Below are 18661 nucleotides of genomic sequence, written 5' to 3' on the forward strand. Positions count from 1 at the left end.
ATAAAAAATAGGAGAAAGTAAATTTACCCAATTTAAATAGTTTGTAGAAATATTCATAGAAGTAAAAAGTCCTATGATAAAGATGAAAAAGGAGAGAGACTTATGTTAGAGAAACTAATGACGATAAAAAATAAAACTGGAATCCATGCTAGGCCTGCAGGCAAGTTAGTAAAGGAAGCTTCTAAATTTCAATCGGACATTGTTATCATAAAAAGTGATAGTGAATTTAATGCGAAAAGCATTATGAATGTGATGAGCATGGGAGCAAGAATGGGAGAAAAAGTAACTGTAAGAGTATCAGGTGAGGATGAAAAGGAAGCTTTTGATGCTATTGTAGATTTAATTGAAAGAGGTTTTGATGAATAATAATCTTTAATTTTATTAATAAAAAAGGTATATAATAGATTATAGAGAATAATATGAATAGGTCTAAAAAATTTCTATAGGGGGACACTTTCCATGGGAAGCAAAAAGCTGCAGAACCACATATCAATCATGATAAACGATCAAGGTCCATATAAATACGAAAGAGGTATTTCATTAGAAGAGATTGCAAGAGATTTTCAGCAAAATATGAAATACTTAATTGTTGCTGCTCTTGTGGATAATGAACTAAAAGAGCTAAAGAATACATTAGATGAAGATTGTGAAGTGAAGTTTATTCACCTATGCTCTTCTATTGGTTCTAGAATTTATCAAAGAAGTTTAACCTTTGTATTTATTAGAGCATGTGTGGAAATTTTTTCAAGCTGCAAGGTTTCTGTAGAACATTCTATCAGCAAAGGATTGTATTGTGAGGTTCATTATAAAAGACCAATAAATGAAGAAGATGCAAAACGAATTCAGCAACGAATGCAAGAAATTATTTGGGAAGATGTTGTCTTTGAAAAAAATAGGGTTCCGGTAGATGAAGCAAAGGATATTTTTAGGGATTATGAGCAAATGGGTAAGGTAAGATTGCTAAAGTATAGAGAAAAACCCTATATTAATATTTATCAATGTGGATGGTTGAAAAATTATTTTTATGGTTATATGGTTCCCTCTACAGGATATTTAAAAGATTTTAAATTACAGTACTATGCCCCTGGTATTGTTTTACAGTTCCCGAGGTTTGAAGATCAAGGAAAAATCCCAGATTTTCAAGAGCATCCGAAGTTATTTAAGGTATTTAGAGAATCAGAAAAATGGGGAGAAATTTTAGAAATTGACTATGTTGCATCTTTAAATGATCTTATTGTAACCCAAAGAGAGGGAGAGTTTATTAGAATTGCTGAAGCGCTACATGAAAAGAAAATTGCAGAATTAGCTGACAGTATTGCAGAAAATATTGAAGAAAAACGTGTTGTTTTGATTGCAGGGCCCTCCTCCTCGGGTAAAACAACCTTTGCGCAACGTTTGATGATTCAACTAAAGGTAAATGGTATTAAGCCCATGGCTATTTCTCTGGATGACTATTTTGTGGATCGTGAAAGCACGCCTTTGGATGAGGCTGGCAACTATGATTTTGAATCCCTTTATGCAATTGATTTAAAGCTTTTTAATAGAGACTTAGAAAGAATACTAAAAGGGGAAGAGGTGGAAATGCCTACCTTTAATTTTCATACAGGCAAAAGAGAATATCGTGGCCATAAAATCCAAATTAACGAAAATCAGCCTATAATATTAGAGGGAATTCATGCTTTAAATGATCAGTTAACTTCCTCTATTCCCAAAAATAATAAGTTCAAAATATATATCAGTGCTTTAACACAACTAAATATAGATGAACATAATAGAATTCCCACTACAGACACCAGGTTAATAAGACGAATTGTTAGGGATAGCAAGTTTCGATCGAATGATGCAGAAACTACTTTGGGCATGTGGCAATCTGTTAGACGGGGAGAAGAGAAAAATATTTTTCCTTTTCAAGAAGAGGCGGATGCCATGTTTAACTCTGCACTGTTTTATGAACTAAGCATACTAAAGAAATATGCGGAGCCTTTACTAAGACAGGTACATAATACCAGTATCTATTATTCAGAAGCAAAGAGATTATTAAAGTTTTTAAATTATTTTGTTGCGTTAGAGAATGAAGAAGACATACCTAAGACCTCTATTTTAAGGGAATTTATAGGAGGCAGTAGTTTTCATAAAGAAGAGAAAAAAGACGATTAAAAAGATGATTGGATAAAGATAGAGAAAAGTTTTCTCTATCTTTAAACTTTTTTTGATGAAAGCGTCTCATAGGAAAAATTTGTTCTAAATAGTGAGGTGAATAGAGTAAATAATAGTAAAATAGTTAGAGGGTTTTTGATGATTTACTAGAACTATAATAAGTATAGGTGATGAAAAAATGGAAAATGCATTAATCATAATTAGTTTTGCGCTTATTCTATTAGGTATTCTTGGAATTTTTATACCGGTTCTTCCAGGTCCCATTTTCGTATTGTTAGGGATTGTAGTGTATGGGTTTGTTACAGATTTTACTGTAATCTCTTTATATTGGATCGTATTATTTTCGATTCTAACTTTTGTTACTATCGTAATTGATTACTTAGCTTCTTTTTTAACAGCCAAAAGGTTTAATGTATCCTCTTGGGGCATGATTGGCATGTTTATCGGAGGTTTCTCAGGACTTGTTATTTTCAATGTGATAGGTTTGATTATTGGGCAAGTAGTTGGTCTAACAATGGGAGAACTTTTGTCTGGAAGAGCGTGGAAAGAGTCTATGAAGGCTGGAGGAGCTGGTGTCTTTGCTTATTTTGTTAGTCTCATAGTAAAGTTATTCGTAACGAGTATTATAGTAGGAATATTTATTTATCTTATACGATAAGGAGGAAAATTGTTGGCAAATAAGAAAGATTTATATAGAATCCATTTGATGCTATGCATAGCAGTAATTGGGGTTTCTTTTTCTGCCATCCTTATTAGGAGTACCACAGCCCCTTCTAATATTATCGCTATGTACAGGATGATGATTACCTTCCTTCTATTTCTTCCGGCTAGTTTGACTAAAGGAAGAAAAGAAATAAAGGAAATTTGCGGAAAACAGCTTTTGCTTTGTTGCTTCAGTGGAATATTCTTAGCACTTCATTTTATTACTTGGATGACTTCGTTGAAGTATACAACAGTAGCTTCATCCACTATACTAGTGGGATTACAGCCTATCTTCACGGCAGTTATCGGGTATTTTTTATATAAAGAAAAGCTAAGCAAAAAAGGATTTTTAGGGATGTTACTAACCATCAGTGGAAGTAGCATGATAGGATTTTTTAGTTTTCATGCAGGGGAAGGACATTTCTATGGGAATATTTTAGCTTTGTTAGGTGGTCTTTTTGGCGCACTATATATTATTATAGGTAGGGGAATAAGAAAAAAAATATCTACCTTAATTTATGGGTTTATTGTTTATGGTACTTGTACAGTGCTTTTAGTCATAATAAACCTAATGCTAAAGTTACCCTTTGTAGGTTATACCCATAAAGATTATATTTTGTTTTTAGCAATGGCAGTTTTATGCACAATTGGTGGACACACAATCTTTAATTGGTCTCTAAAATATATTGAAGCAAACAAGGTTTCCATTACTATGCTGGGAGAACCAGTAGGGGCTACGATTTTAGCAGTCTTGTTTTTAAAAGAGATCCCGAGCTTTTGGCAAGTTTTAAGTGGTATTTTAATACTAATAGGTTTATATATCTTTATGGGTATAGGTGAAGATAAGACAGTATCCTTAACTACATATAATGAAGGTTAACCATACGTAAATAACCTCTATGAATTTTATAGACGAAAAGCTAGATCTGGATTTTGGCTATTGAAGTTAAAGTATGAAGGGATATAGCTATAACTTTGTTAGCAAGAATGGTTTAGGAAGTGATAAAATGAAAAAAATCAATTCTTACGACTATAACTTACTAAAAAAAATAATCATTATATTAGGACTTTTTTTTATCATGAATACCTTTGTGCTTAGTATAGCTAATGTAGAAGGGGAGTCTATGTATCCCACTTTAAATCCAGCAGATCGGATTGTTTTTATAAAACTCCCTTATTTCCGTAAAAATATAAAAAGAGGAGATGTCGTGATATTTACACCTCCTGAAGAATTGGGTAGGGAAGGCGAGTTGTTTGTTAAAAGAGTAGCAGCCGTGGGAGAAGATATGTTTATGATAGAAGGTGGGATACTACAGATTAACAGTATAGAAGTCATGGAAGATTATATTTGTGAAGAAGATTATATTAACAAAGACTATTGTCATATAAAAGGTATTGTTCCACAAAATAAATTCTTTGTTTTAGGAGATAATAGAAATAACAGCAATGACAGTAGAAGGTTTTCCTGTATAGGAAAGCACCATATCAAAGGCAGAGTTGTGTTAAAAATATGGCCTTTACATGAAATAACAACCTTTAAAAACCCCCACCATTAAGAGATAAAATGAGACTTAAGGATAAATCCCCAGCATTTTGGCTGGGGTTTCTTGCGCGATAATGTAAATAAGCCAGAAAGGAATGAACTGGAATGAAGCTCAAAGAAGAAATTAAAAGCTATGGGAAATCTATTGGGGTAGACTTAATAGGTTTCACAAGTGCAGAACCCTTTGAAGATATGAGAAATATTTTAGAGAAAAGAAAAAAACGAAATCATCTTTCTGGATTTGAAGAACAGAATATAGAACTTCGTATTCATCCTAAAAAAACAATGGCAGATGCTAAATCTATTATTGTTATAGGGGTATCTTATTATAAAAGACATATCAAACAAGGAGAGATGAATAAACCACCATTTTCTGGCGTATTAGCCAGGACAGCATGGGGAAGGGACTATCACTATGTTTTGAAGGAAAAACTAGAAAAAATTGCTGCTTTTATTCAGGAAAGGATCGATGATTTTCGCTACAAAATTTTTGTAGATACAGGCCCTTTAGTAGACCGTCATGTGGCCTATAGAGCTGGACTGGGTTGGTATGGTTACAACGCTCTCCTTATTAATGAAAAATACGGTTCTTGGTTTTTTATAGGTTATATGATGAACAATGTAGCGTTTGAAGAAGATAAACCTTTAGAAAACAAAGCCTGTGAAGGATGCAACTTATGTATAAAAAATTGTCCTAAAGGTGCTCTTGAAGGTCCTTATGAATTTAATGCAAAAAAGTGCCTGTCTAATTTATTGCAACAAAAAGAGGAAATTTATGAGGAGGATAGGGGCATACTAGGAAAAAATCTCTATGGCTGTGATATTTGCCAAGATGTCTGTCCTCATAATAATAAAGCAACGGAAATGTCAGAAGACCATTTTTCTCCCCAAGCGGTTTCATCTGCACCGGATTTAATAGAGCTGCTTCATATGTCTAATAAGGCCTTTAAAAAAACCTATGGGTCAACTTCAGCAGGGTGGAGGGGGAAAAAAGTACTTCAGAGAAATGCCATCATTGCTATAGTGAATCATGGGGATAAAAAGGCACTACCTTATCTAATACCTTTATTAAAAGACAATAGACCAGAAATAAGAAGCTGTAGCATATGGGGAATATTTCAATTAGATCCTTTTTTAGCAAGAGAGATTTCCGAGGAAATGAAAAAGAAAGAGGAGGATCAAAAAGTGTTAGATACGATAGTCAGCTGCCTTAATAAAGCTTTTCCTTTTGAAAATTAGTCATCCCTCCCTAGGCGGTCGAAAAGATTTTCTTTCTTAATAGTAGAATATAACCTTCTTTTTGAATAGTATGTTAGTGAAGGTGATTCGCTGTAAAGGAGGACGTATATGAAAAAATACCCTGAGTTATCCTATAAACATGTAAAAAAATATTGCGTTATTGATAACTTTACATTTCAAACAACAGAAGAGGTAGATCCCTTAAAAGGAATTATAGGACAAAAAAAGGGAGAAGTCGCCATGACCTTTGGATTAGAAATAGATCATCCCAGCTATAATATTTATATTGGCGGTAATAAAGGAACGGGTAGAACCACTTATACAAGAGAAATTGTTGGAAAAGTCGCTAAATCAAAACCTCAGCCTGATGATTGGTGTTATGTGCATAGTTTTGAAAGTAAGGGTAAGGCTGTGGCGTTGAATTTGCCAGCGGGTAGAGGAGAAGCGTTTCAAAAAGATATAGATGAATTGATAGAAGATTTATTGATACAAGTACCACAGGCCTTCAACAGTGAAGATTATGATCAAAGAAAGAATGAAATTATTAGAGACTATCAAGATCAAAAAAATAAGCTATTGTTGCATTTAACAGAATTTGCAGAGAATAAAGGGTTTAGTATAAAGAGTACCAGCACTGGATTTGCGTTTGTTCCTATAAAAGATGGAGAAGAAATAAGTGATGAGGCATTGAAACAATTTGATAAAGAGGAGACGAAAAAACTAGAGGAGCAGCTTCAAGAAATCCAGAAAACTGCTATAGATATTCTTGTAAAACTAAAAAACCTAGAGCGTATTGCTAAAAAGAAATTATTACAACTGGAAATGAAGGTAGGACTATTTGTTGTAAAACCGCTAATTCATGAATTAGTAGAAAAATATCGCCAATGTCAGAAAATAGTGGATCATTTTTATAAGGTCGAAAAGGATTTAGTAGAAAATATTAGAGAATTTGTTAAGGAAGAAGAAGAGGAAGAAGTTGTCATAGCTGATAAAAAGGAAGTAGAAGCCTTTGTAAAAAAGTATAAGGTAAATCTATTAGTAAATAACAGCAAAACAGAAGGCGCACCTGTGGTGATTGAATTTAATCCTACAGTCAATAAATTGATTGGCAAAGTAGAGTACGAAAACATCAGTGGGGTGCTAAAAACTGATTTTCTTCATATTAAGCCAGGGGCAATCCACTTGGCTAATGGAGGTTATCTTATATTAGAGGCAAAGCAGCTGCTAAATCATCCTTATGCATGGGAAACTTTAAAGAGAATTCTTCACACAAAGGAAATCACCATAGAGAGCATGGGAAATCAGTTAGTAGATGTCACATCTTTAAAATTAGAACCTATCCCGATTGATTTAAAAATTGTTTTGATTGGCAGCGAAGAGTTATACCATTTATTGTATCGCTATGACGAAGACTTTCAAAAATATTTTAAAGTTTTTGTGGATTTCGATAGCGAGATGCAAAGAACTCCTGAGCATGAAAAAGAGATGGCGGCTTTTGTAAGTTCCTATGTAAGGTGTGCAGATATAAAGCATTTTGACGCCTCAGGGGTAGCTAGATTAATAGAATATAGCTCAAGGCTAACAGGAAACCAAAATAAGTTAACAACCAGATTTAATAAGATCATAGAAGTCATTATAGAAGCAAACCAATGGGCAAAGTTGGATAACAGTCTGCTGGTAACAGATAAACATGTGGATAAAGCTATTCATGAAAAGTGGCATCGGCTCAGTAAGTATCAAAATAAAGTTGAAGAAATGTTTGAAGCGGAGAAAATTTTAATTGATATTGAAGGAAAAAAAATTGGTGTCATTAACGGATTATCTGTCATCAGTTTAGGAGAATATACCTTCGGTAAGCCCAGTGTCATTACTGCTACTACTGCTGTGGGCAAAGAAGGGATTATTAATATTGAGAGGGAAGTAAATTTAAGTGGTGATATCTACGACAAAGGTGTAATGATTTTAACAGGATTTTTAATGCAGAATTTTGCTCAGGATACTGGTTTAAGTATATCATCACGTATTTGTTTTGAACAATCCTATGGAGGCGTAGATGGAGATAGTGCCTCTAGTGGAGAACTATATGCTTTGTTATCTAGTCTTGCTGGTATTCCAATAAAACAGCATATTGCTGTAACTGGTTCTATAAACCAAAGAGGATATATCCAACCGGTAGGAGGCGTTACAGAAAAAGTAGAAGGTTTTTACCGTTTATGTAAAAAGAGAGGACTTACAAAAACCCAAGGTGTAATCATTCCTTATCAAAATATTGAAAATTTAATGCTTTCCGATGAGGTAGTAGTGGCTATAAAAAAAGGTGATTTTCATATTTATGCGATAAAACATATCAACGAAGGAATAGAAATTATGACAGATGAAACCTATGAAAAAGTATATGAAGGAGTAAGAAAAAAATTAAAGTATTTTAATCAAGTGATTGCTATGGACTAACGTAAGCATTTTAAATAAGATAAATTAAGCTGATGCCTTCAACAACTTTCTGCCTCAAATTTTTGAGGATTTTTTTTAGAGAAAAAAATTATAAATTTTAAGGAGTAGGGAAAAATGAAAGTATTATAATTTTTTTCACAAAACAGAGATAAAGGTTATAGATATATGTCTTTATGCTGCAAATGCAAAGGAAGATGCATGGGTGTATATTTATACGGACATTAATTTATTGGAAATCGATCATTAGGAGGCGCTGTAATGTCAAATGTACATGAATTGAACTTTCTTAAAGAAAAAATTCAAGAGCTTAAAAATGATGGTGTGCATAGAAAACTTCCTATTTTAGAGGGGGCCAATGAGGCAGAAGTAATTTTAAATGGCAAAAAAGTCATCAATTTATCCTCTAATAATTACTTAGGGTTTGCCAATCACCCAAAACTAAAAAAAGCTTCTGTAGAAGCGATAGAAAAATATGGGGTTGGAGCTGGGGCAGTAAGAACCATTATAGGAAATATGGATATTCATGAGGAATTGGAGGATTTATTGGCACAGTTTAAAAGAGAAGAAGCTGTTATGGTATTTCAATCAGGTTTCAACTGTAATGCTGGCACGATTCAAGCAGTTACAGAAAAAGGTGATTTGATTGTTTCCGATGAATTAAATCATGCTAGCATTATCGACGGTGCAAGACTAACCAAAGCAGATAAAACTGTTTTTAAACATGCAGATATGAATCACTTGGAAGCGGTTTTAAAAGAAAATAGAGATAAATATAGAAATATCCTCATTATTACCGATGGTGTATTTAGCATGGATGGTGACATTGCTCCTTTACCAGAAATTGTTGCGTTAGCAGAAAAGTACAGTGCAATGACTTATGTTGATGATGCCCATGGTTCTGGCGTATTAGGTGAAAGTGGAAGAGGTACAATTGATCACTTTGGACTTCATGGAAGAGTAGATTTTACTATTGGTACTCTATCAAAGGCTATTGGTGTTATAGGAGGTTATGTAGCTGGTAGTCATACAATGAAGGATTGGTTAAGTCATCGAGGAAGACCTTTATTATTTAGTACTTCTCTGCCTCCAGCAGCAGTAGGAGCAATTATAGAAGCTGTAAAACTATTGATGAGCACAACTGAATATACCGATAGACTTTGGGAGAATGCAAAATACTTTAAACAAAAGATCAGTCAACTGGGCTTTAATATCGGCAAAAGTGCTACGCCTATTACACCAGTAATTATCGGAGAAGAAGGTTTAACGATGGAATTTAGCAAAAAATTGTTTGAAAATGGTGTTTTTGTATCAGGCATTGTATTTCCAACAGTGCCAAAGGGAACTGGTAGAACCCGGTGTATGGTGACAGCAGGTCATACAAAAGAACAATTAGATCGAGCTGTAGAAATTTTTAAAAAGGTTGGAGAAGAAATGAAAGTATTATAGAAAAGCTATAGATAAAACTCCAAGAAATTGCACATATTAAATTGGTAACAATTTATGATGGTGTAATTCTTTGGAGGTTTTTTTATGGGTAAAAGGTTTTTCAAAATGGTGATTTTCTTACAAATATTATGTATAGGTTTAATGGGATGCAGTCAGTTAGCAAAAAATCAAGAGGAAAGAAGGGTAGCAGTTGAAGTAACTACAGTTAAAAAAAGTAGTATAGCTGAAGAAATAACATTAGGTTCTAAACTTTTGCCAATAAACAATGTGATGATTTTCCCTAAAACTCCCGGGCTAGAAGTAACGGAATTAGCTGTTAATGTTGGGGATACAGTAAAAAAGGGTGATTTTTTATTTGAATTGGATAAAACCCCTGTTAGGCAACAAATTGAAATAGCCAGAAGATCCTATGAACAGGCGCAAAAAAATTATCGTAGTGTAAAACAACAGGTGGAAACATCACAGCAATCTATGTTTCCTGATATACCTGTAGGAATGCTTAAAGGTTATCAAAATTCTGCAATGATGTCTTCAGCTATGCTAGAAAATTCTTTGTTGACGGCAGAGGCACAATTAGAACAGGCTAGAACAGTATACGCCACCACCTTGGAAGGATTACAGGAAATGGAGTATTATGCGCCGATAGAAGGAACAGTTACACAAAATAATCTTCAAAAAAATCAAATGCTTCTTAATGCACAACCGGCATTAGTTATCAGCGATACAAGACAATTGAAAATTGATTTGTATGTATCTCAAAACTTATACCATAGTTTTTATACAGGTAAAGAAGTTCTACTCCAAATAGGAGATAATGAAGCTACAGGTAGGGTAGCAATTGTTAATGAAGTGGCAGATTTAAGAAGCAATCTGCATTATATACAAATCATTGTAGATAATCTAGCAGAACAGCTATTAGCAGGCTCTTTTTGTAAAATAAGTCTTCAGCGACAAAAAAAAGATAGTGTATCAGTTATTCCTAAAAAAGCAGTCTTTTTTGAAGAAAACGAACCCAAGGTTTATGTCATCACAGATCAGCAGGCTGTGAAAAAAGAAGTGCAATTAGGCATTGATGCAGGAGACTTAGTAGAGGTGATAAGTGGTGTAGAAGAGGGAGATGAAATTATTGTAAAGGGGCAACATTACATTGACGAAAATACTTTATTAATAATTGTAAGGGGTGATGAGGATGAAGATAGCTAAATGGGCTGTTACAAAACCCATATCCGTATTAATGGTTATAGCTATGATCCTCTTATTAGGTGCAGTATCCCTTGTAAAGCTTCCTATGGATTTATTGCCTAAGATGAATATTCCTATAGCAGTAATCAATACGCAGTATGTTGGTGCTGGACCCTATGAAATAGAAAACCTTGTTACAAAACCCATTGAAGAGGCAGTTGCTGCTGTTCATAATGTAAAAAACATTCATTCAAATTCTATGGAAGGCACCTCTATTGTAACGGTAGAACTTAATCAGGGGACAGATATGGATCTAGCAACCTTAGAGATTCGAGAAAAAATTGACCTAATTAAGGGCTATCTGCCAGAGGATGCCACACAACCCATTGTGCTTAAAATTGACCCCAACGCTTTACCTATTATGGTTTTTAGTGTAACAGGAGATCATTTAGAAAAACTACAGGAGGTAGTGGAATATAGAATTAAACCTCGATTAGAAAGATTGGAGGGAGTAGCTTCTGTAGGTGTAACAGGAGGAAGACAGAAGGTAGTAACGATAAAGGTTGATCCTATGCAATTGACGATGCAGGGTATAACGCAACAACAATTAGGTGCTTTGATAAGAGGAGAAAATATTAATCTTCCAGGTGGAGAAATTATAGAGGACACAAAAAGTTTAACAGTAAGGACAGTAGCAGAGTTTCAAACAATTGAAGAAATAAAGGCATTGCCTATTCCTTTACCGATAGGCACGACAATGAAACTAGAAGATTTGGCGGAGGTTACTTTTCAAGAGGAAAAGATAACACAAATCGCTAAAATCAATGGTATTCCTAGTATTCGCATTGCTTTACAAAAACAGCCTACATTTAACACCATCCAAGTAACCAATATGCTGCATGAAGAAGTGAAAAAACTACAAGATGAGCTAGAAAATATTGAACTTGTAACGGTGACGGATCAATCTTTATTTATTAGAAGGTCCATAAGTAATGTAGCAAAAACAGCAGCTTTTGGAGGATTGCTGGCGGTTTTAATATTATATTTATTTATGAAAAGTTTAAAAAACACCTTAGTGATTGCCCTGTCTATCCCTATCTCTATTATAGCCACCTTTACACTGATGTATTTTACTGGTCTTACCCTAAACCTACTATCTCTAGGCGGCTTTGCGCTGGGAATTGGAATGTTGGTGGATAATGGTATTGTTGTATTAGAAAATATTTATCGTTTTAGAGAAGAAGGATATTCTGCTGTAGAAGCTTCAATTCATGGTGCCCAGGAGGTGGCTATGGCGGTAGCTGCTTCCACCCTTACAACAATAGCTGTTTTTTTGCCTATTGTTTTTGTAGAGGGAATGACAGGAGAAATTTTCAAAGAATTGGCTTTAACAGTAACTTTTTCCTTATTAGCTTCTTTAGGCGTATCATTAACCCTTGTACCAATGTTGGCTTCTAAAATCGTCAAATCCAAGCCTTCTTCTTCCTATAAAATTTTTGATAGAATAGAAGAAATGTTTCAGAAAGTCAATGCTTTTTATAGCAATCTTCTAAAGTGGAGTCTATCCTATAGGAGGCTTATTTTAAGTATTACGATCTTTATTTTTTTGATTTCTATGATCTCCATCGCATGGGTAGGTGCTGAATATTTCCCAGAGTTTGATGAGGGAACCTTTATGATTCATATTACCCTACCTGAGGGCAGTAGCTTAAAAGAATCTGAAGCCATGGCAAATAAAGTAGAAAAAATTCTTGAGACTTATGAAGATATAGAAATAATTTTTACAAGTATAGGCGGTGGTGATAGTTATTTTGGCTACCAAAGTAGGAAAACAAACCGGGTGTCTATTGATGTAAGATTAAAATCTTTTAGAGAACGTCAAGAAAAAACACTTTATATAATCGATAAAGTTCGGAAAGATTTGGGTCAAATTGCTGGTGCAAACATAACTGTATCTAATCTTTCTTTTGTAGGCATGGGGTTTGGAGACGAGGCAGTGGAGGTAGAAATTCAGGGAGATAGTATAGAAATTCTTAGAGAAATATCTCAAGATTTTATTGAAATGATTAAAAAAGTTGAAGGAACAAGAGAAGTAACGTCAAACTTTACTGAAGGCAGGCCTCAGTTAGAACTTTATATCAATAGAGAAATAGCTGTTCCCTATGGGTTACAAACATTACAGATAGCCAATACAATACGGAACTTCGTGCATGGTATGATCGTAACAAGATTTAGAGTAAACGGTGAAGAACATGATGTGGTGATTCAAGGTAAAGATTACCTAAGAGAAGGGACTGGGAATTTTATGCAACTGCCAGTTCAAACGATGACAGGGGAAGTATTACCTTTAGAACACGTTACAAGCTACAGTATTTCTCAAGGACCTAATGCCATAAGGCGCTCTAATCAAGTACGGTCTATTACTATAAAAGCTGCTATTATGGACAGAGATTTAAATAGCATTATTAGGGATATTGAAAGTCAATTAAAGGGATATCCCCTAGCGGCAGGTTATAGCTATCAGTTTAGAGGACAAAAAGAAGCCCTGGAAGAAGCCTATTCAAGCCTTGCTTTAGCTGTGATTTTGGCTGTTTTACTGGTCTATATGGTATTGGCCATACAGTTTCAATCTTTACTTCACCCCTTGATCATTATGCTATCCGTTCCCTTAGCTTTTTCAGGAGGGGCATTAGGCTTGCTACTTCGAGGCATACCACTAAGTGTTCCAGCTATTATCGGTGTCATTGTTTTGTCAGGTATTGTCGTAAATAATGGCATTGTTTTGATTGACTATATCAACATTTTAAGAGAAAATAAAAAGGAAACGGAGGAAGCGATCTTGATAGCTGGTACCACTAGACTAAGACCTATCATGATGACGACTTTGACCACCATCTTGGGCTTGTTGCCATTAGCATTGGGGGTCAGTGAAGGGTCAGAAGTACAAATGCCTCTGGCAACTACCGTTATAGGCGGATTAGTACTATCTACCCCGCTTACTTTGATTGTATTACCAGTAATATATGCTATACTTGACGATCTTGGCATTGGTAAATTTCATCATAGGCAGGGATGACCTATGTATAAAACATTATACCTTACCGTATATATTTAAAAAAGAGATGAATAAACTAATCGTAGGGGACGTGAGAAAATGCTAGTAGGGGTTTGTTCAATAAAGGTTTTTATGTATGGAGTAAGCTCTTTGAAGGGAAAACGACAAATCATTAAAAGTATCATAGAAAGAGTAAAAGGAAAGTTTAATGTATCTATTGCAGAAGTTGGTGATCAAGATAAGTGGCAGATTGCTGAAATAGGTTTTTGTTGTATAACCAATAGCAGAAAGCATGCCGATGCAATGTTGAACAATGTCATACATTTTATAGAAATGGACGGAAGATTAGATATTACAGAATGTCAGGTAGAGATCCTATGATAAATAAAATACCAATGAGAAAACAGCAGGGAGGATAAGGATGAATAAAAGGACAAAAGAGATCATAGAAGCACTAAAAGAAGAATATCCTGATGCAAAATGTGAATTAAATTATGCTACACCATTTCAATTACTAGTGGCTACAATTATGTCAGCACAGACTACGGATGTAAAGGTCAATGAAATCACCAAAACCCTCTTTAAAGAATACCCAGATTTAGATAGTTTTCTCAGTTTATCTCAAAGTGAGTTAGAAAATAAGATAAAAAAGATAGGGTTGTATAGAAACAAAGCAAAAAATATTCTTACGATGTGTCATCAGTTAAAGGAGCATTTTGACGGAGAAGTGCCTACAACCTTAGAGGCATTAATATCTTTAGCAGGTGTGGGTAGAAAAACTGCAAATGTTGTTTTAAGCAATGCTTTTCATGTTCCTGCAATTGCGGTGGACACGCATGTTTTCAGGGTTTCTAATAGAATAGGCTTGGCTAAGGCGAAGGATGTACTGGAAACAGAAAAACAACTGCAAAGTATAGCTAATAAAGAGGATTGGAATTTGCTACATCATTTATTGATTTTTCACGGTAGAAGATGCTGTAATGCTAGAAAACCCAATTGTGCTCATTGTAAAATTCAGCAACACTGTAACTTTTATAAAGAATGAATGAAAAGTTTGATAAGCTGCCTAATTTTTTAGGTGGTTTTTTATTGGATAAAATAAATTTCGACATCTTTCTTTTTTATAAGAGGAAAATTGACCTCGGAGAGAGAATAAATCATTATATAAAGATAAGGATAGGTAGAAAGGATGTCGTACTATGGTATTTGTTCTAGATATTGGTACAAGAAGTATCGTGGGGCTTTTGGGGACATTGCAAGAGGAGAAGATCATCATACACCATGGCGTTATTGAGTTTCATAAAAAAAGAGTGATGTATGATGGTCAAATCCATGATATTGAGGGTGTAACAGAAGTGGTGCAAAGAGTAAAGGAAAAACTGGAGGAGGAAGCAGGCTTTTCTTTAAAAGAAGTTTCTGTAGCAGCTGCTGGTAGGGCATTGAAAACCTTTCAAACTACAGTAGAAAAGGAGTTAGACGAATATAAAGAAATTGATAGACATTTCATAAATAGTATTGAGATAGAAGGTATACAGAAAGCACAGAAGGGGTTAGAAGAACAAACTAAGGAATTAGTAAACTATTTTTGCGTGGGACATACCACCATAAATTATTATTTAAACGATGGAATCATCACCAATCCAGTAGGACATAGAGGAAAAAAACTTAAAGTAGATCTATTAGCCACCTTTCTACCAAGAATTGTTGTAGACAGTTTACATACCGTTATGAACAGGGTGGGATTAGAGGTGGCTTACCTTACCTTGGAACCAATTGCTGCGATTGAAGTAGCGGTTCCACAAAATCTACGTTTACTAAACATTGCACTAGTAGATATTGGCGCTGGCACTTCAGATATAGCTATTACAAAGGATGGTACAGTAACTGCCTATGGTATGACTTCTACTGCTGGGGATGAAATCACAGAAGAAATCGTAAAGACCTTTTTATTGGACTTTGATACTGCTGAAAACCTAAAATGCAACCTTTGTAAAGAAGAAATACAGAGATTTACTGATATTGTTGGTATTTCTTATGAAGTTAGTACAGAGGAAATATTAGGAAGGATTCAACCGGCGATTAAATTGGTAGCCAAGGAGATTGCAGACAATATACTTTTACAAAATGGGAAATCACCTAGTGTTATATTCTTAATAGGAGGAGGTAGCCAATTACCTGGTTTAAGTAAATTGATTGCTGAATATTTAGAGATGCCTCAGGAAAGAGTGGTTGTTAGAGGGATAGATATGATACAGAATTTACAGTGGGATACTGTCAGCATTACTGGACCTGAAGGTATTACCCCTATAGGAATATTAGCAAAGGCAATAAAAAGTAAGTCGACAGATTTTATAGAGGTGAAAATAAATAGCAAAAAAATTAGATTGTTTAAAACAGATAATTTAAAAGTAAGTGATGCATTGGCGGTGGTGAATTTTAATCCAAGAGGCCTTATACCCCAAAAAGGTGGAAACATGAAAATTTTAGTGAATAATCAAGAAAAAATCATATTTGGAGAGTACGGGGAACCAGCAAAAATTTTAGTAAACAATCGTCAGGCTCACTTAGATACAAATATAGAGGATCGTGACGAGATTGTTATTCATCCTGCTACTGAGGGAAGAAAAGCCTCTAGCCAGTTGAAGGAGCTCATAAATCTTCAAGAAAATTTCCTTGTTAATTCTGAAACGGTTTATCGATATCAAGAGGTGAAAGTTAACGGTAAACCATCTTCACCAGAATATTATCTAGAAGAAGGAGATCAGTTAGTTTATCATGTAATAAAGAATATAAGGGATCTATGTAACTTTATGGCTATTGATTTTGCAGAACATGATATCTATATAGAAGGCAAAAAAGTGGAGGAATATAGTGAAATAGATAATGAAAAGCAGGTGATCATAGACAGAAAGAAAAACAATCAAGAGAAGAAGGACATGGAGATTATATATAATGGTGAGCCTTTGAGGATTCCTGCAACGCAAAAGGATTTAATTTTTGTAGATATATTCAACTATATTGACTTCGATCGAAGCGTGGTGCAAGGAAAACTAATACTAAAGCATAATGGAAAAGATGCTAATTATACAGACCCACTACAAGAGGGAGATAATATTTCAATCTATTGGGAGAACCTACAATAATAGTGAATATTTAAACTTTCCTCCTAATAAGATTAAAATATATTTCACATTTTTAAAGATTTACTAAAATTTATAAAATCATATTGTGCGTTATCAATTAGTAAAGTATAATTGCATCAGGGAGTGATATTATGGAGCCAGCTGTTGTACAATCTAAAAAGAAAAAAATCATATTATGGGTAATAGGGATGTTGTTTGTGACAAGCTTCATAGCGCTGTTCACCTTAGCTTTTTTTATCTTAAATAAAAATACGATTTATCCTCAAGTACTTATCGAAAGTGTTGATGTAAGCAATTTAACAAAACAAGAAGCACAGAGAAAAATACAAAATATGTATGAAAAGCAGCTAGAGGATTTTAAAGTAGATTTAGTCTATGAAAACTATAGCCGACAGTTGGCCTATAGGGATTTAGGTTATACCTATCTATATGAAGAAGCACTGGAGGAAGCCTATGGGTTAGGCAGAGAAGGCAATTTATTTAAAAGAATAAAGGAAATTTATTATTTAAGACAACAGCCAGTGATCATACCTTTAAAATTTACTTATGATGTAGAAGGTTTAGAAGATGTTCTCTTAACTGTCGAAGGTCACATAAACCAAGAAGTAAAGGATGCCACCATTAAACGTCAGAATGGGGCATTCCATACGACAAAAGAAGTAATCGGTATAAAAGTAGATAGAGAAGCATTAAAAGAAAAAATTATGGAGGGTATTGAAAGCCTTAACCAAGAAACTATTGTTATTCCTACAGAATACGTTACACCAAGGATTGTTGAAGAAAAACTGAAGAATATACGAGAAGTAATAGGAGAATTCAGTACCACCTTTAATCGTCAGCAGCAGGGAAGAAGTGAAAATATTTCTATAGCTTCCACTAGTATTAATGGAACGTTGTTGATGCCAACAGAGGAATTTTCTTTCAACCAAAAAACTGGACCGAGAGGTGTATCAGAAGGATATCAAGAAGCTCCTGTCATCGTAAACGGACAATTGGTGCCAGGTGTTGGCGGAGGCATTTGTCAGGTATCTACAACTTTATATAATGCTGTAGTACGGGCGAATTTGCAAGTAACCAATAGAAGAAATCATAGTTTACCGGTTGCCTATGTGCCACTGGGTCAGGATGCAACAGTATCCTATAACCATATAGACTTTAAGTTTGCTAATAATATGGAAAATCCCATTTATATAGAAAGTGCGATAACGGGAAGTAAAGTATTTGTAAAAATCTATGGAAAAAAAGAAGAAAATATGGTCATTACTTTAGCTTCAGAAGTGACAGAAAAAATAGAGCCAAAAACAGAGATTAAGCAAGATACCAATATGTATCTTGGAGAGAAAAAAGTTGAGAGAGAGTCTAAAAAAGGTTATAGAGTAACTACTTATAAAGTATATTCTCAAAATGGAAAAGAAATAAAAAGAGAAGTGATTTCTAGGGATTACTATACACCAGTCAATGGGGTTATTATCGAAGGAACAAAGCCTAAATCTGAAACAGAAAAAGTTTCACAAGAAAAATCATCGAAACAAGAGACACCACCTAAACAGGAAAACCCTCCTAAACAGGAGACACCACCTAAACAAGAAATACCGCCTGTGCAAGAGGATGTCATTACGATAGATGATAATCAACCAATTTAATAAATTGTTAAAAACCCTATCTCTTGATGGGGTTTTAGCATTTAAAATCCATAGATGTACATCCATATGTTATAATAATTGAAGAAGTAACTACATAGTG

The 18661-nt window shown here is 34.4% G+C and carries 14 protein-coding genes; all 14 read left to right on the forward strand.

The genetic code is table 11. The features are described 5' to 3' along the window. Positions 1-102: 102 nt before the first annotated feature. Entirely contained in the window at positions 103-366 is a 264-nt protein-coding gene (locus BJL90_RS10680) for an HPr family phosphocarrier protein (RefSeq protein WP_070967668.1), read from the forward strand. 93 nt (positions 367-459) lie between these two features. Beyond that, on the forward strand, positions 460-2157 hold the full coding sequence (locus tag BJL90_RS10685) for a nucleoside kinase (RefSeq protein WP_070967671.1): 1698 nt from the start codon (positions 460-462) through the stop codon (positions 2155-2157). 178 nt (positions 2158-2335) lie between these two features. Next, entirely contained in the window at positions 2336-2815 is a 480-nt protein-coding gene (locus BJL90_RS10690; RefSeq protein WP_070967674.1) for a DUF456 domain-containing protein, read from the forward strand. A gap of 12 nt (positions 2816-2827) precedes the next feature. Next, entirely contained in the window at positions 2828-3739 is a 912-nt protein-coding gene (locus BJL90_RS10695) for a DMT family transporter (RefSeq protein WP_081561956.1), read from the forward strand. A 127-nt stretch (positions 3740-3866) separates the two neighbouring features. Next, positions 3867-4415 (forward strand): signal peptidase I, encoded by a 549-nt coding sequence (gene lepB / locus BJL90_RS10700; RefSeq protein ID WP_070967677.1) that lies wholly within the window; start codon positions 3867-3869, stop codon positions 4413-4415. A gap of 92 nt (positions 4416-4507) precedes the next feature. After that, a complete protein-coding gene (gene queG, locus BJL90_RS10705) occupies positions 4508-5641 on the forward strand; it encodes a tRNA epoxyqueuosine(34) reductase QueG (protein ID WP_070967679.1) in 1134 nt (377 codons plus the stop codon). A 108-nt stretch (positions 5642-5749) separates the two neighbouring features. Next, positions 5750-8092 carry a Lon protease family protein gene (locus BJL90_RS10710; RefSeq protein WP_070967682.1) on the forward strand — a complete coding sequence of 781 codons (2343 nt, stop codon included), beginning with the start codon at positions 5750-5752 and terminating at the stop codon, positions 8090-8092. A gap of 258 nt (positions 8093-8350) precedes the next feature. Continuing rightward, positions 8351-9538 carry a glycine C-acetyltransferase gene (locus tag BJL90_RS10715; RefSeq protein WP_070967685.1) on the forward strand — a complete coding sequence of 396 codons (1188 nt, stop codon included), beginning with the start codon at positions 8351-8353 and terminating at the stop codon, positions 9536-9538. Positions 9539-9622: 84 nt separating this feature from the next. Next, complete coding sequence (locus tag BJL90_RS10720; RefSeq protein WP_070967688.1) at positions 9623-10741, forward strand: efflux RND transporter periplasmic adaptor subunit; 1119 nt, start codon at positions 9623-9625, stop codon at positions 10739-10741. Further along, positions 10728-13796: an efflux RND transporter permease subunit gene (locus BJL90_RS10725; RefSeq protein ID WP_070967690.1), complete on the forward strand. Its 3069-nt coding sequence runs from the start codon at positions 10728-10730 to the stop codon at positions 13794-13796. The genes BJL90_RS10720 and BJL90_RS10725 overlap by 14 nt, the downstream gene beginning before the upstream one ends. Before the next feature lie 78 nt (positions 13797-13874). Beyond that, positions 13875-14156: a DUF503 domain-containing protein gene (locus BJL90_RS10730; RefSeq protein ID WP_070967692.1), complete on the forward strand. Its 282-nt coding sequence runs from the start codon at positions 13875-13877 to the stop codon at positions 14154-14156. Positions 14157-14196: 40 nt separating this feature from the next. Continuing rightward, positions 14197-14820 (forward strand): endonuclease III, encoded by a 624-nt coding sequence (gene nth / locus BJL90_RS10735; RefSeq protein ID WP_070967695.1) that lies wholly within the window; start codon positions 14197-14199, stop codon positions 14818-14820. A 154-nt stretch (positions 14821-14974) separates the two neighbouring features. Further along, on the forward strand, positions 14975-16918 hold the full coding sequence (locus tag BJL90_RS10740; RefSeq protein WP_070967697.1) for a cell division protein FtsA: 1944 nt from the start codon (positions 14975-14977) through the stop codon (positions 16916-16918). A gap of 131 nt (positions 16919-17049) precedes the next feature. Then, the gene (locus BJL90_RS10745; RefSeq protein ID WP_070967700.1) at positions 17050-18561 is read left to right on the forward strand and encodes a VanW family protein; all 1512 of its coding nucleotides are present in this window, start codon (positions 17050-17052) and stop codon (positions 18559-18561) included. Positions 18562-18661 lie beyond the last annotated feature (100 nt).

The organism is Clostridium formicaceticum (genome assembly GCF_001854185.1).
Taxonomy (GTDB): Bacteria; Bacillota; Clostridia; order Peptostreptococcales; family Natronincolaceae; genus Andreesenella; species Andreesenella formicacetica.

What these genes read in the sequence shown, in the direction of transcription:
- BJL90_RS10680 (WP_070967668.1), top strand. Translation starts at nt 103, where the DNA reads ATGTTAGAGAAACTAATGACGATAAAAAATAAAACTGGAATCCATGCT.
- BJL90_RS10685 (WP_070967671.1), top strand. Translation starts at nt 460, where the DNA reads ATGGGAAGCAAAAAGCTGCAGAACCACATATCAATCATGATAAACGAT.
- BJL90_RS10690 (WP_070967674.1), top strand. Translation starts at nt 2,336, where the DNA reads ATGGAAAATGCATTAATCATAATTAGTTTTGCGCTTATTCTATTAGGT.
- lepB (WP_070967677.1), top strand. Translation starts at nt 3,867, where the DNA reads ATGAAAAAAATCAATTCTTACGACTATAACTTACTAAAAAAAATAATC.
- queG (WP_070967679.1), top strand. Translation starts at nt 4,508, where the DNA reads ATGAAGCTCAAAGAAGAAATTAAAAGCTATGGGAAATCTATTGGGGTA.
- BJL90_RS10710 (WP_070967682.1), top strand. Translation starts at nt 5,750, where the DNA reads ATGAAAAAATACCCTGAGTTATCCTATAAACATGTAAAAAAATATTGC.
- BJL90_RS10715 (WP_070967685.1), top strand. Translation starts at nt 8,351, where the DNA reads ATGTCAAATGTACATGAATTGAACTTTCTTAAAGAAAAAATTCAAGAG.
- BJL90_RS10720 (WP_070967688.1), top strand. Translation starts at nt 9,623, where the DNA reads ATGGGTAAAAGGTTTTTCAAAATGGTGATTTTCTTACAAATATTATGT.
- BJL90_RS10725 (WP_070967690.1), top strand. Translation starts at nt 10,728, where the DNA reads ATGAAGATAGCTAAATGGGCTGTTACAAAACCCATATCCGTATTAATG.
- BJL90_RS10730 (WP_070967692.1), top strand. Translation starts at nt 13,875, where the DNA reads ATGCTAGTAGGGGTTTGTTCAATAAAGGTTTTTATGTATGGAGTAAGC.
- nth (WP_070967695.1), top strand. Translation starts at nt 14,197, where the DNA reads ATGAATAAAAGGACAAAAGAGATCATAGAAGCACTAAAAGAAGAATAT.
- BJL90_RS10740 (WP_070967697.1), top strand. Translation starts at nt 14,975, where the DNA reads ATGGTATTTGTTCTAGATATTGGTACAAGAAGTATCGTGGGGCTTTTG.
- BJL90_RS10745 (WP_070967700.1), top strand. Translation starts at nt 17,050, where the DNA reads ATGGAGCCAGCTGTTGTACAATCTAAAAAGAAAAAAATCATATTATGG.